The following is a 13,894-nucleotide window of genomic DNA, read 5'->3' as shown; positions in this document are numbered from 1 at the left end:
AACGCCCAGCTCAAGAGCTGGCGCATTCTCCGCAAGCTCCGCTGCTGCCCGCACAAGGCAGGCCAGCTATGCAAGGCGATCGCCGTCCTGCAGAACTACGAGCTCACCCACGGATGAAAAGGCCTCAGTGGGCGCCCTCGCTGGCCAGCTCAGCGGAGTCGAAATAGCTGACCCACGACGGATCGTCATCGACGTTCCGTCTGCTGAAATGCCTCTCGGCCTCAAACAAGGCCCGCACGCAACCCGCCTCATCCCCGTTTCCCGCATGCGCCCGTGCTTCCATCGCGAAGAACAAGGCCATCGGCGTAGCGGTCGCCACATTCCGGCAGCCTTCCTGCGCTGCTCTGGCCAGTTGTATCGCCTGGTCGTGGCGGCCGAGGTAATTCGCCTGGTGGCTCATGTCGGCCAGCAACAAGCCGCCCATCATGCGATCGCCTGCCGCCTGCGCCAGCCGCAGCCCCTGAAGGAAATACCGCTGCGCGAGTCCGTGCCGGCCGAGGTCGTAGGCCGTCCAGGCAACCAGTTCGGTTATTTCAGCCGCAGCCGAATACAGCGAACGCCCCACCGGCTCGGTGAACTTTCCACTGAGCATCGGGATGACTTCGCGGTTGTAATACTGGACAAGGGCCGAACGAGCATGCCCACCACCGAATTGGAAGCCCATGTTGGCGAACAACTCGGTTGTGGCGCGGATGGCTTCGACGTCCCACCTTCCCACCGATGGCGTCGCCCCTGCCCGCGCCGGTAGTGGCTCAGGCCGGGACAACAGCCATGCGATCAGCGATTCTCCCCAGGCATCAGGGACAACCACCGATTGCAGCGCAACAGGGTCGTCGGCGAGGTCTCGACGTGTGAGCCCCAAGAGCCGACTGCCGACATCGGATATCCCGCCACCGTGAGCGAGGCTTTGTTCCAGCGTTTCCGGCGTGACGACGCCGGCGAAACCGATGTCGTCCAGGCTGAATGTCACACCGGCTTTGCGGCTGAGAGCCTCGGCGATGAAGCGCGCCGTGGCCGGCCGGGGCTTGACGCCGTCGAGCCAGCGCTTCACGTCCACATGGGTACAGCTCAGCGATACGCCGTCTTCCTGGGCAAGTTGCCGTACACGCGCAGCAAGCCCCGAATTTAAACAAACCGCGCGACGCATAGCATTCGCGAGTCCCACATTGGGCATTCGGGACATTCTTCACCCCCACCTGTGCACGACCTCGCAATCATGTCCTGAACAAGGGCTCATCGGCGCGCCTTTACGAGAATCACGGCCCCGTGTTTGACCTGGTCGAGACGCGAATCACCCCCGAAAATCACCCCCTGTGCATTCAGTCCCGATCACAAGCACAGTGTTGTGGCGGCCCGCCACGAGGAAGGCTTGAGTCAGCAAGAGCGAGCGAGGCCCGGAGCCACAGACCACCAACACGATCTGGTCCTCAAGCTTGACTCTGCGTGACTGTACATGTTCTATGTCTCTTAGGACCTGCTTGCAGGTTCTCGAAGCGAGAGGGCTCAACATGCTTGTCCGTCCACGCAAGGTGCTCCCGACCGTCCTCACGATCTGCGCCGCCATCTACGCAGTGAAGGACCCGGAGGGCGCGGCAACGGTCGTCAAGGGTGCAGCGCATCTGATCATGAGCGTCTCTGAGTCGCTCGCTCGGTTCGTCCACACCGTCAACAGCTGATCTCAGGAAGAGAGACCCACCAGTGGGAAACAGCACGAAGCACCCGATCCACCCGGCGCGCATGTCGCTCGCCGAAGTCGAGCAAGCGTGGCAGACGGACGGATACACCCCGCTGCCCGAATGCACCTACGACCCCGAACTGCACACCGGCCCGCGGCTCACGATCGAGAGCACCCCCGAGCGCGCCGCACGCGAGGCGGTTGCTCGGGAAGTGTGTGCCACCTGCCCGGCCCTGCTGTTCTGCGAGCGCTACGCCTTGCAGACCCGCCCCACCTCGGGCATCTGGGCGGGCCTCACACCTGCCGAACTGCCTGTCTACGCCGACGGACTGGAGGTGGCGTGATGGCAAGCCGCATCCGCCCCCGCTTCTGGGACCCGACCGGCCACCGGTACGGCATCCCTACCTACCCGTGGGGGACAGTCCCGTCGCACCTACGCACGCTGCGCCAGCTCGACGCCGAGGGTCTACGCCCCAGCGGGCAGGGCGCACAGGCGCAAGTCCTCTGGTGCTCCCGTCACTACGGCGCAGGCACCGTACGTGCCGCTTACCTGTACGACGTGCGGACCGCCCTGCCGAAGCGCCGGCCGAGCCAGCGATCCAAGGTCAGCCCGTCACGCCGCACCTGCCCTGTGTGCCTGACGGACGTCGGGTACCCGCTGCCACGTCACCTCGGCACCTGCCTTGACTGCGCGGAGGAGGCCGCCGCATGAACACCGACGAGAACGCACCCCGCCCGCTGTCCGAGGGCGAGCACACGGCCGTAGCCACCACTGCCGCTGTAACGGGCCTCCTGGGCCTGCTGGGCTTCATCAACAGCTTCGATCGCGTGGCGCAGGCCGCAGCGCCGTCCTTCGGCTGGTTCGCCTGGACCGTTCCACTCGGGATAGACCTCGGCATCGCGGTCTTCTCGGCCCTGGACATCGTCCTTGCCCGCCTCGGCATGCGGCTGCGCTGGCTCAGGCTCATCCCGTGGGCGCTGACCGCAGCGACCATCTACCTCAACATCGCCGCCTACCTCGGATCGACACCGGTCGACTGGTTCGCCGTGGTGGCGCACGCGGTGCTGCCGCTGCTGTGGGTCATCGCCATCGAGGTCGGCGCTCACGTCGTGCGAAAGCATTCCGACCTGGCCAAGCCCGACCGCATGGACGGCATCCGCCGCTCACGCTGGCTGCTGGCCCCGGTGGCGACGGTCTCGCTCTGGCGCCGCATGGTGCTGTGGGAGATCCGCAGCTATCCCGAGGCCCTCGGGCGCGAGCGTGAACGCATCCTCGCCAAGACCGAACTGCAGGACCGATACGGCCTCCTGTGGCGGTGGAAGGCCACCCGTCGCGAGCGCGCCCTGTACTACCTCGGCGAACTCGCACCCAAGAACGCACCGGTCGAAGTGGAGGCCGTCCAGATCAAGCAGAGCGAACCGTGCCCGGCCCTGCCGCCGGCCCCCCGCAAGCGTCCCAGGCCGAAGAAGACGAAAGCCGCTCAGCCCGACGTCGGCGACCTGATCCCACTGGGACGGCGCGTGGCCGCCGACCTCCAGGCCCAAGGCGAGCCCCTGACCCGCGACCGGCTACGCGACGCCATCCGCAGCCAGGGCCAGAGCATCTCAACCGACCGAGCAGGCGCGCTGCTGGCTCACCTGAAGACGGAAGGCCCCGCGACCGCGCTGGAAGGCGAGGCCGCCTGATGAAACTGACCATCACCGAGGCGGACGGACCGCACGAGCCGACCGCCGCAGACCGACCGGACGAGCAGCGGTCCGACCGCGCATCGTCCCTGACCGCTCAGTGGGACGCGGCCTCATCCGCCAAGACAACGACCGCGTCCCACGACCTCGCTACTCATCAGGCAACAGAGGTGCACCCATCATGACCCAGTACCCGGACGACCCCAACCACGAGCAGGAGAACAACCCGCTGGACCGGTCCGCCCGGCCGAGCGAGCCGACCCCGGACCGCCCGGACGACAAGGGCGCGGACATCGTCGACCTGAACGCCGCCCGCTCCGGTCGGACCGGCAACCGGCCCGACGCCGACCGGCCCGAGACCAACGCCGATGCGCCCGCAGACGGACCGGTCCTGGAAGGCGAGATCGTCCGCGTGGACCGGCCAGGGCCGGAACACAAGGACTGGCGGGCGAGCCTGGAGCAGAAGGTCAGCAGCCGTCAGCCATTGATCCCGCTGTGGCTGCGCTCCCGCTCCGACGCCCTCGACACGCTTCGCTGGGCCGGTACCCACTATGCGCACGTCGCGGGTTACCAGGTGCTCCGCGCCCCGCTGTACGCCGGGCGGCTGACCATCCGCGCCCCGCGCGGCCTGGTCCGACTGGTCAGCGGCCTGGTCAGGTGGACCTTCGACCTGGAGGGCGAGCCGGTGCGGCTGGCCGCCGTCCAGAAGTCCGACTATGACGGCTACCTCAAGCTGAGCAGGCAGCGTGACTCCCGGGTGCGGCTACGGGTGTGGATGTCCGGCGGCGCTCTGGTCACGCTGCTGATCGTGGCCCTGGTGGTGGCCAACCAGCCGACTCACCTGCAGTGGGCGGCGCTCGCGGTGGCATTGGCCGCCCTGGGCGTCGTCGGCAGGCCGGCCGACCGTCCGCTGATCGACCGCGCAGTGGTGGCGACCGCAGTAGAGAAGCTGACCAGTGACATCGTGGTCCGCGCGCTGACCGCACTCGGCATCGCCGGGATCAACCAGGCGATGTCCAAGAATCCCAAGGACGCCATCCGGTTCGTCGCCCCGATCACCCGCGACGGTCCCGGCTGGCGGGCCGACATCGACCTGCCCTATGGCGTGACCGTCGGCGACATCCTGGACAAGCGGAAGCAACTGTCCGGCGCGCTGCGCCGCCCGCTCGGCTGCATCTGGCCCGAAGGGGACAGCTCCATCCACGAGGGACGGCTGATCCTGTGGTTCGGCGACAAGGACCTGTCCAAGACCGTCGTCAAGTCGCCGCTGGTCAAGGCCAGTTCGCACGACGTGTTCAAGGGCGTGCCCTTCGGAGCCGACCCGCGAGGTCGACGCATCACCGTGCCGCTCATCGAGCAGAACATCCTGATCGGCTCCCAGCCCGGCCAGGGCAAGACCGCGTCCATGCGGGTGCTGGCCTCGGGCGCGGCGCTGGATCCGTCCACAGAGCTGTGGATCCACGAGCTCAAGGGCACCGGCGACCTGGACCCGCACGAGCAGAACTGCCACCGCTATGTCTCCGGCATCGAGGACGAGGCCATCGCCTACGCCGCCGACTCGCTGACGCTGCTCAAGAAGGAGGTCATGCGGCGAGCCGCCGCGCTCAAGGCGCTGCCGCCGGATCTGTGCCCGGACAAGAAGGTGACCAGGGCCATCGCCGACAAGCGTTCGCTGGGCCTGCACCCGCTGGTGGCCATCTTCGACGAGTGCCAGAACCTGTTCGCCCACGAGGATTACGGTCCCAAGGCCGGTGAGGACGCCGAGTTCGTCATCAAGCTCGGGCGTGCCCTCGGCGTGGTGCTCATCCTGGCCACCCAGCGGCCGGACAAGCGCAGCCTGCCCACCGGCGTCTCGGCGAACGTCACCATCCGGTTCTGCCTACGGGTGGGCGGCCAGACCGAGAACGACATGATCCTCGGTACGTCGTCCTACCAGAACGGCATCCGCGCCACGCTGTTCGTCCCCGGCCCTCCGGCCAAGGGCGGCGACGCCGGCACCGGCTACCTGGTCGGGGCGACCCCGATGCCCAAGGTGGTCAAGTCGGCCTACCTCGACACCCCGGCCACCCAGCGCATCGCCGACCGCGCCCATGCGCTGCGCAAGGGGCAGGGAACCCTGTCCGGGCACGCGGTCGGCGAGACGCCCGAGCAGGCCGCCCCGGCGTTCGATCTGCTGGCCGACGTCCTGGCCGTGGTCGCCGTGTCCGAGGCCAAGGTATGGAACGAGGTCGTCGTGGATCGCCTGGCCGAGTTGCGGCCCGAGGTCTACGGGGCGTGGGCAGCTCTAGAGGGCGGCGCGAAAACGGCCCAGCTCACCACCGCGCTCAAGCCGTACGGCATCCGCACCATGCAGGTGTGGGGCACGGCCGAAGGCGGCGGCAGGGGCGCGAACCGCATCGGCATCACCCGCGACGACATCGCCACCGCTGTCACGCAGCGTGACAAGGAGCGGGCGTCCTAACTCTCGGCAATCGCCTCTAGACCTAGAGGCCGGCCCCTCTAGGCCTAGAGGCCCCGCTAGAGCCAAAAACACTGATCTACCAGGGCTCTAGCACCTAGACCTTGACCTGCGAAAACCCCTGGAAACGGCCCTGGAGGCCAACGTGGTCCAGTTCATCGCCCTTCTAGCCGCCTGCCTACCGATCGTCACTCTCTGCTACATCGGATTCTGTCTCGCGTCCCCGTGGGGGTCCTGCGTCCGGTGCCGCCCAGGCGGCAGGAACCGCACCTGCCGAGCCTGCAACGGCACCGGCAAGCGACCCCGCCTCGGCTGGCAGATCTACGTCTACCTGCGCCGCCTCTACCGCGACGGCTCCCACTGATGCCGCGCTCTCAGGAGATCCACCACATGCACCGCCTCACCCGCCACGCCCTGGCCGCCGCCGCCCGCGGCTGGCACGTCTTCCCGCTCACCCCGAACGACAAGCGCCCGCTACGCGGCTTCACCGACTGGGAGGAACACGCCACCACCGACGCCGACCGCATCCGCCAGATGTGGGGCCGGGCCCCGTTCAACATCGGCATCGCCTGCGGCCCGTCCCGGCTCGTGGTGCTCGACCTGGACCTGCCCAAGCCCGGCGAACAACCGCCGGCCACATGGGCACGACCCGGCGTCCACGACGGGGCCGACGTGCTGGCCGCGCTGTGCATCGAGGCCGGCCAGCGGCTGCCGCTGGAGACCTTCACCGTCCGCACCCGGCGCGGCGGCACGCACCTGTACTTCACGGCACCGGCCGACACCGACCTCGGCAACAGCGCGGGCAGGCTCGGCTGGAAAATCGACACCCGAGGCCAGGGCGGCTATGTCGTCGGACCAGGCAGCCACGTTGAACTCCCGGACGGCACCGGCTCCTACGACGCCCTGCACATCGCGGACCCGGCACCACTTCCTGCCTGGCTGGCCGGACGTCTCGCATCTCCCCCACCCGCATCCTCCAGTACGTCTGCGGGGGCTGTGCTGACGGCTTGCGGCGGGGACCGGGCAGCCGGATACGTCCTGGCCGCCCTACGTGGCGAGGTCGAACGGGTGCTGACCGCCGTCCCAGGCAACCGCAACGACACGCTCAACCTCGCCGCCTTCGCCCTCGGCCAGCTCGCCGGCTCCGGCCTGCTACCGCGCCACCTCGCCGAAGCGTGCCTGCACAACGCGGCCGAGGCCATCGGGCTCGACTTCCGCGAGGCGTTCAGCACCATCCGTTCCGGGCTCGAATCCGGCCAGCGTCAACCCCGGAGGACAGCCGCTTGACCATCACCAACGGCCACCGCACCACCCAGGCCGCCGACGCCATCCTCACCAGCCTCAACGCCGCCGACCAGCTCACCGAACTCCACCACCAGCCGCCCGCCTGGGAGACGCCCGCGCCGCTCGGCCAGCGCGGCGAACTGCCGCCCTTCCCGGTCCACACGCTCCCGGCCTGGGTCGCCGACCAGATCAGCGCCGTCGCCGAGGAGACCCAGACGCCGCTCGACCTGGCGGGCTGCGTCGGCCTGGCCGCCCTGTCCACCGCCGCCGGGGGACGCGCGGTGGTCAACGTCCGCGGCTCCTGGATCGAACCCGTGAACCTGTTCGTGCTCGTGGCCATGCCACCCGGCTCCCGCAAGTCCGCCGTGTTCCGCGCCATGACCACACCGCTCAACCACGCCGAGAAGGCCCTGCTCGACCAGGTCGGCCCGCAGATCACCGAGGCCGAGGTCGCCCGCAAGCTGGCCGTGGAGGCTGCCGAGAAGGCCGCCCGCACAGCAGGCTCGGCGCGGGGCGAAGGGGCTGCGGAAGCCGTTGCAGAGGCCCAGAGCGCGGCCCTGGCCGTGGAAGGCATCACCGTCCCGGTCAAGCCGCGCCTGATGGCCGACGACGTGACGCCAGAGACCGCCTCGTCCATCCTCGTGGAGCAAGGCGGCCGCCTGGCCGTGCTGTCGGCTGAGGGTGGCATCTTCGCCACCCTCGCCGGCCGCTATTCCGGCACGCCCAACCTGGACCTGTTCCTCAAAGGTCACGCCGGAGACCCGCTCATCATCGACCGCCGAGGCCGCAGCGAACGCGTCGACCAGGCGGTCCTGACCATGGGCCTGGCCGTCCAGCCCGAGATCATCAGCGACATCGCCACCATGCCCGGCTTCCGCGGCAAGGGCCTGCTCGGCCGCATCCTCTACAGCCTGCCCAAGAGCAACGTCGGCTACCGCCGCATCGACCCGCCCACCGTCCCCGAGCACGTCTCGGCCCGCTACGACGCCAACCTGCAACAGCTCACCCTCGGCATGCACGGCTGGGAAGACCCGGCCCGCCTGGTCCTGTCGCCCGAGGCCGCCGAACTCTTCACCGAGCACCGCCGCCACACCGAACGACGCCTACGCCCGGACTCCGGCGACCTCGGCCACATCACCGATTGGGCAGGCAAGTTCGACGGCGCGGTCATGCGTCTGGCGGGCCTGATCCACCTGGCCGGCGACATCGACTCCGCCTTCCGCCACCCGATCAGCGCCGACACCGTCCAAGCCGCCATCACGCTCGGCAGCTACTTCACCGCGCACGCCCTGGCCACCTTCGACGCCATGGGCGCCGATCCCGACATCGAGGCCGCCCGCACCGTCCATGCCTGGCTGCACCGCACCGGCACGACCCGCTTCACCGTCCGCGAAGCCTTCACCGCCCTACCGCGCAACCGCTTCCGAAAGGTCGCCGAGCTGGAAACACCGCTCGACCTGCTGGAGCAACTCGGCTGGATCCGCCGCGAACCCGAACCGCCCCGCACCGGTCCCGGCCGCCGCCCATCACCCGCCTACGCCGTCCACCCCAGCCTGCATGACCCGAACCACTCAGGGATGCGCCCTTGAAGCCCACTGCCATCAACATCGCCCGCGCCAGCAACCGCACCGGCACCTGGATGACCGTGCCCGAACTACTCGCAGAACTCGACATCGCGCGCCGCACCTGGCAGCGATGGCGCGCCCTCGGCATAGCCCCGCGATGCCACCGACTGCCCAACGGCGAACTGCGCATCAAGCGCCGCGACTTCGAATCCTGGCTCGACTCCCTGGCCGAAACCCGGAAGGCAAGCTGACCATGAAGAGCTACGACGTCCGGATCTGGAAGATCACCACTCGGAAAGACGGCCTCAACAACCACATGGTCCGATGGGTCGTGGATGGCAAGGTGTTCACCGAGCACTTCGCCACCTGGGAGCTTGCCGACAGCTTCCGGTCCGGTCTGAAGAAGGCGTCCCAGAGCGGCGAGGCGTTCGATACGGCAACAGGACTGCCCGACTCCAGGACCCGCGCTCACAGCACCGTCACGTGGTACGAGCACGCCTGCGACTACGTGGACGCCCGCTGGTCGAAGGTATCGGGAAGGCAACGCATCTCCATCGCAGAGACTCTCGCAGCGGTGACCCCGCTCCTAGTTCGCGATAGGCGCGGCGCACCGAGTTCCCAGGTTCTGCGCTCTGCCCTCTACCAGTGGGCGTTCAACCAGCAGCACCGCGACACCGACAAGCCCGACGAGATAGCCCAAGCCCTCGAATGGATCGCCAAGGCATCCATCCCCGTAGCTGATCTCGCCGAGTACGACCGCATCACGGCCGCTCTGGACGCTTGCGCCCGCAAGCTCGACGGCACCGCCGCCGCTCCCGGCTACTACAGCCGACGCCGCCGCGTCCTGTTCAACGTGCTCCGCTACGCCGTCTTCAAAAAGCGACTTCCCAAGAACCCACTCAGCGACGAACTCGACTGGAAGGCGCCCGAAGCCGACGTGTGCGAGGAGATTGACCCGGCCGTCGTAGCCGCACCTGAGCAAGTGAACGAACTGCTGACTGCCGTCAGCTACGCCGGATGGCGACGCGGGGACCGACTCGTAGCGTTCTTCGCTTGCATGTACTACGCCATGATGCGCCCCAGCGAAGTCACGGCCCTTCGTCAGGAAGACTGCACGCTCCCTGAGAAGGGATGGGGACGCCTCATGCTCACTGGGTCAGCACCAACAGTCGGCACCAAATGGACTGACAACGGCCAAGCGCACGAACAACGCGGCCTCAAAGGCCGGCCTCGCAAGGCCAAGAGAATCGTTCCCATCCCACCTGCATTGGTCGTCATCCTGCGCACCCATATTCACCGTTACGGGGTGGCTTCGGACGGCCGACTGTTCCGCACCGAGCGTGGCGGGGTGCTCTACAAGTCCGGCTACGTCCGCACCTGGAAAATCGCCCGCGCACTGGCCTTGACGCCATCGCAAGCCGCATCCCAACTCGCCAAACGCCCCTACGACCTACGCCACGCCGGAGTATCACTTCGTCTCAACGCCGGGGTACCCGCGACACAGGTAGCGCAGTGGGCAGGTCACAGCGTCGAAGTGCTTCTGAAGATCTATGCAAAATGCATTGACGGCCAGGATCATCTTTGGCTCAGCATGCTAGACGGCGCCCTCGGAGACACCTCCGTCGCCGAGAATGGGCCGCCTGACTCCGGGGAACCGGTCTAACCCGGCATCGCGCGATGGCAAGAGGCCAACGCAAACGGTTGGCCTCTTCATGTTGTACTCAAACACGCGCACGGAGCGCTGACTGGCTCCCCTTGACGCTTAGCAGATCGCCCCGAGGCCAGTCCTACCACTGCTGAGATCGGGAAGCTGACGAACACCCAACGTCAGTCACCGCCTCTCCTTAGCCGTTCCACTTCCTCCCTCGCCTGCGCCGCTTCTACAACCTCATCCATGGCCTCGCATACGCTCCCAAGATTGTTTAGCGCATCAATCAACGCTTCACGGAAGAGAGCGGCATGCCTCTCAAAGAGAGTGCGGTAGATGCCAACGGCTTCACGAATCGCCAGAATTGCCTTGTCGAGTTGCTCCAACTTGCCGAAATGAATAGTAATGTTGGACAGACTTGCCCCAAGTTCCGAGCGATATCTTTCAGGATATCTCTCGACGAGACCGCGGCGGATGTCGAGCGCCTCCTCTTCGGCACTGAGAGCCTCATCTAGCAGGCCGACCTCCGACAGAATAATTCCGAGATTGGACAGGTTGCCAGCAAGTTCCGGCTCACAACGAAGAGGATTTTCTGCAGCGAGTCGGCGACAGATCGATACGGCTTCACGTGTCGCTACAAGCGCGTCATTATACAGTTCGAGCATAAAGAATGCATTTCCAATATTGGATAACGCGCCCACATAATGACGGGCATTTGGATTGTCCAGGTCGCGGAAGATTGACGCCGCCTCCTGGGCTGCAGGCAATGCATCGATAGGACGTTTTGATTCCAAAAAGCGCGCACTGAGGTTGGTTAGCGATATAGCCAAATCGGCGCGATGGTGATCAAAACCTGCCGCAACAGAGCGCCGGTGGATTAATATAGCCTCTTCTGCGGCATCCAAGGCTTCTGCCGCATAACCAAGCGCGGCAAGCGAGTTACCAATATTTGTAAGCGATCGCCCCAACTCAATCTCGTAACGATCAGAGTAGCGCGAGGCCAACTGCCGTCGTATCTCAAGGGTCTTACGCTCTGACACGAGAGCCTTTTCGGCGTATCCGAGATGGAACAGGCATATACCATGGTTAGCTAACGTTATGGCAAGGCCAGAATCATATCGGTTTGGATAGTCGTCTTCAAGTTGAAGTCGAATGGTTAGCGCCTCGCATACGAGTCGATAAGCGTCATCGAGACAGCCTAGATCAATAAGCCAAATACTTGCATTTGTCAATGCACTGGCAAAATCGGCTCGATATCGATCAGGATGCTGATCGGTTATGCGCCGATAGATCTCTATAGCCTCTTCCGTCGCCGTTAGCGCCTCCCCCGAACGATTCACAGTTGCAAGGCGGACGCCCAGGTTGGACAACGCTCGCGCTAAGCCTCCTGCATGCTGCTCACGATTTTGTCCATACAAGAGACGATAGATGGACACAGCCTCCTCTGTTACTGCGAGAGCTTCGGACGATTCACCTAGTGTGGAGAGACGGACGCCCAAGTTGATCAGTGACCGTGCGAGGTCCGCGTTATGTGTGCCTGGATATCGTTTGGCTAAGCCCCGATGAATAGTGACTGCCTCCTGAGCTGCGGGGAGGGCTTCTGCGGAGCGCCCAACTTCCCACAACCATATGCTGATGTTGGAGAGAGCGATAGCTAAAGACTGCCCATCCAGATGGAGCTTCGATGCGGCTAACGATCGATAGATATCCACCGCCTGTTCCGCTAGAGCGAGCGCCTCAGCTGGCTTCCCTATATCTCCCAGGTGCAGGCTAGCGGCGACCAGCCATCGCCCTCGCTCCCTTGAAGGAGCGTCGTCTGGCGTGTCTCCCAATATTCGCAGCGCTATTAGCGCTCGACCTTGAGCCAACGCATCTGTTGGATATGGCAGAATTTCATATAGAGCGATCAATGTATCTCTTGAAGCAGCGATCGGCCCCCGTCCCGCAGCTATATCTGGAATTAGTCCTTGCAGAATCTTTGCTGCTTCCTCCAACTCTTGAGCGGCTCGCCCAAGGGTCACAAGTGCTTGCCGCACTTGTATCGGAGTAATATTGTCCAAGCATGACATCAGTAGCTCTGGTGAACGAGCTAATTGGGTAGTGACATGCAATTCTGCTAAGCGATCCGGGCCCATCCGGCCCAACCACTCCTGATCAGTATTCTGGCCAGGCGGATACAACTCTCGGAGCCAGTCGGCTACCGTCATTGTCGCGGCTCCGTCAGGAACGCGTCCAACAACATCCGCCGCCTCTGCACGGCTGCGCGCGCCGAGCAAAGTTCCTACCGCCACGGTCTGCTCGATCGTCACAACACTTAACCCATAGGGACCAGAAGAGAGCCCTCGAACATGCGCGCTTTGGACCCAGTATCGCCGCTCATGGCCTAGCAGCTCATTCAGCACATCCTGAACGCGCAGGGTACTAGCGTCTGGTTGCGTATGCGCAATCGACCGCAACACCAACACGAGTGCTGCTGCATGCAAGTCGAGCGTTCTCTGAGGGCTGTCGCTCAGCTCAATCGCCATCCGCTTCGGCATTGGGACATTTAGCGCCTTGGCAAAATGGCGTGCAGCCTCGGCCACAATGGTGATATCAGATGCACTTGCTGAGATTTTATCGGCAAGTGCAATGCCTGCGCCTGCTGCCGTGACCATTTGCCGCACTCGTGCGCCCTGCGCCCCTAGCTGTTGCCACCATTCGCCAGCAGTACGAGCAAGAAGCAAAACCCTGACCCGACGTCCTGTGTCGGCCGCCACTTCTTGCAGCATCGCCGGCAAGTTCGCTCGCGTTTCCGCATAGTCCACTACCAGGAGGACTTTGCTACCGCTAATCTCACGCCACGTTGAGAGGGCGGTTGCCTCATCATCGTCGCCGACTTCGATGTAGCCCCAGGAGTCGCCCAAGCGTTCGGCCAGCTCGACTGCCAAGCGAGACTTGCCAACGCCGCCAGGTCCAACCAGCAGGCGCAACCTCTCTGCTTCAGGATCTGCACACCAATCGAGCAAGTCCTTCAGTTCTCGATCTCGCCCCAAGAAGGGCACCACCGCTCGCGATGGATGCAGTAGCGCTCCCAGCCCCTCCGGCACGAGCTCGGCCATATTTTCAGCCATCGCGAGTGCTGCACGACGAGACTTCCACCGTTCCCACAGAGCGGGAGCAAAAGCGGTTCCCAGCCCGCCGACGCCAGCCCAAATCGCAGTCACTAGGCCCTTGCTGTCCGCTAGTGCAGCAACCATCGCGGCCAGTGCTGCCACCCCCAGTGCGGCCAGCAGACGCCACATCCACCCCATGGCATGTGTGTAACAAAATCGCCCGCTCATGTACGCGTTGTTACACAATCGGAAGACACGAGCTACTGTGGTTGAACTCGTGATGTCGCCGGGTGGCTTAGGTGGGTCTGATTGTCGGGCCGGTCTCGGTGAGGCGGCCGTCTATGACCAAACCGCTGGCTGCCGCTGATTACCTGGTGCGCTCAGTGCGGTCGTCGTACTCTTCGCGGGCGGTGATGACTTCTTCGATGTGCAGCACGGACCACTCCGTGAGCGCCTTCAGCGGTTCCCGTAGCGTCTGGCCGAGCG

Annotated in this window: 11 protein-coding genes and 1 pseudogene; 10 read left to right on the top strand and 2 right to left on the bottom strand. The window is 65.2% G+C overall.

Going from position 1 to position 13,894, the window contains the following annotated elements; translation table 11 throughout:
- A pseudogene (locus HII36_RS47885) lies at positions 1 to 117 on the top strand (IS5/IS1182 family transposase); the annotation flags it as partial.
- A 7-nt stretch (positions 118 to 124) separates the two neighbouring features.
- Here the strand turns inward: HII36_RS47885 and HII36_RS47880 are convergent.
- On the bottom strand, positions 125 to 1,051 hold the full coding sequence (locus HII36_RS47880) for a hypothetical protein (protein ID WP_173530047.1): 927 nt from the start codon (positions 1,049 to 1,051) through the stop codon (positions 125 to 127).
- 427 nt (positions 1,052 to 1,478) lie between these two features.
- Here HII36_RS47880 and HII36_RS47875 point away from each other — a divergent pair, with 427 nt between their 5' ends.
- From HII36_RS47875 to HII36_RS47835, 9 genes are all read left to right on the top strand, one after another.
- Entirely contained in the window at positions 1,479 to 1,676 is a 198-nt protein-coding gene (locus HII36_RS47875) for a hypothetical protein (protein WP_173530046.1), read from the top strand.
- A 61-nt stretch (positions 1,677 to 1,737) separates the two neighbouring features.
- Positions 1,738 to 2,019, top strand: a complete 282-nt coding sequence (locus HII36_RS47870) for a WhiB family transcriptional regulator (RefSeq protein ID WP_173530045.1) — start codon at positions 1,738 to 1,740, stop codon at positions 2,017 to 2,019.
- On the top strand, positions 2,019 to 2,387 hold the full coding sequence (locus tag HII36_RS47865) for an RRQRL motif-containing zinc-binding protein (RefSeq protein ID WP_173530044.1): 369 nt from the start codon (positions 2,019 to 2,021) through the stop codon (positions 2,385 to 2,387). The genes HII36_RS47870 and HII36_RS47865 overlap by 1 nt, the downstream gene beginning before the upstream one ends.
- A complete protein-coding gene (locus HII36_RS47860; RefSeq protein ID WP_173530043.1) occupies positions 2,384 to 3,361 on the top strand; it encodes a DUF2637 domain-containing protein in 978 nt (325 codons plus the stop codon). The genes HII36_RS47865 and HII36_RS47860 overlap by 4 nt, the downstream gene beginning before the upstream one ends.
- Before the next feature lie 181 nt (positions 3,362 to 3,542).
- A complete protein-coding gene (locus HII36_RS47855; RefSeq protein ID WP_217370870.1) occupies positions 3,543 to 5,822 on the top strand; it encodes an FtsK/SpoIIIE domain-containing protein in 2,280 nt (759 codons plus the stop codon).
- A 387-nt stretch (positions 5,823 to 6,209) separates the two neighbouring features.
- A complete protein-coding gene (locus HII36_RS47850; protein WP_173530042.1) occupies positions 6,210 to 7,106 on the top strand; it encodes a bifunctional DNA primase/polymerase in 897 nt (298 codons plus the stop codon).
- Positions 7,103 to 8,692, top strand: coding sequence for a YfjI family protein (locus HII36_RS47845; RefSeq protein ID WP_173530041.1), 1,590 nt, complete (start codon positions 7,103 to 7,105; stop codon positions 8,690 to 8,692). Before HII36_RS47850 ends, HII36_RS47845 begins: the two co-directional genes overlap by 4 nt.
- Positions 8,689 to 8,919 (top strand): helix-turn-helix transcriptional regulator, encoded by a 231-nt coding sequence (locus HII36_RS47840; RefSeq protein WP_236004747.1) that lies wholly within the window; start codon positions 8,689 to 8,691, stop codon positions 8,917 to 8,919. Before HII36_RS47845 ends, HII36_RS47840 begins: the two co-directional genes overlap by 4 nt.
- A gap of 2 nt (positions 8,920 to 8,921) precedes the next feature.
- Positions 8,922 to 10,331, top strand: coding sequence for a tyrosine-type recombinase/integrase (locus tag HII36_RS47835; RefSeq protein WP_173530040.1), 1,410 nt, complete (start codon positions 8,922 to 8,924; stop codon positions 10,329 to 10,331).
- 164 nt (positions 10,332 to 10,495) lie between these two features.
- Here HII36_RS47835 and HII36_RS47830 read toward each other — a convergent pair whose 3' ends face one another.
- A complete protein-coding gene (locus HII36_RS47830; protein ID WP_173530039.1) occupies positions 10,496 to 13,597 on the bottom strand; it encodes a tetratricopeptide repeat protein in 3,102 nt (1,033 codons plus the stop codon).
- Between the last annotated feature and the right edge of the window lie 297 nt (positions 13,598 to 13,894).

It is taken from the genome of Nonomuraea antri (assembly GCF_013283785.1).
GTDB lineage: Bacteria > Actinomycetota > Actinomycetes > Streptosporangiales > Streptosporangiaceae > Nonomuraea > Nonomuraea antri.
The sequence above is the reverse complement of the archived record's forward strand: the minus strand, read 5'-3'. Positions and strand labels throughout refer to the sequence as shown.

What these genes read in the sequence shown, in the direction of transcription:
- HII36_RS47860 (WP_173530043.1), top strand. Translation starts at nt 2,384, where the DNA reads ATGAACACCGACGAGAACGCACCCCGCCCGCTGTCCGAGGGCGAGCAC.
- HII36_RS47855 (WP_217370870.1), top strand. Translation starts at nt 3,543, where the DNA reads ATGACCCAGTACCCGGACGACCCCAACCACGAGCAGGAGAACAACCCG.
- HII36_RS47870 (WP_173530045.1), top strand. Translation starts at nt 1,738, where the DNA reads ATGTCGCTCGCCGAAGTCGAGCAAGCGTGGCAGACGGACGGATACACC.
- HII36_RS47830 (WP_173530039.1), bottom strand. Translation starts at nt 13,597, where the DNA reads ATGTGGCGTCTGCTGGCCGCACTGGGGGTGGCAGCACTGGCCGCGATG.
- HII36_RS47835 (WP_173530040.1), top strand. Translation starts at nt 8,922, where the DNA reads ATGAAGAGCTACGACGTCCGGATCTGGAAGATCACCACTCGGAAAGAC.
- HII36_RS47865 (WP_173530044.1), top strand. Translation starts at nt 2,019, where the DNA reads ATGGCAAGCCGCATCCGCCCCCGCTTCTGGGACCCGACCGGCCACCGG.
- HII36_RS47850 (WP_173530042.1), top strand. Translation starts at nt 6,210, where the DNA reads ATGCACCGCCTCACCCGCCACGCCCTGGCCGCCGCCGCCCGCGGCTGG.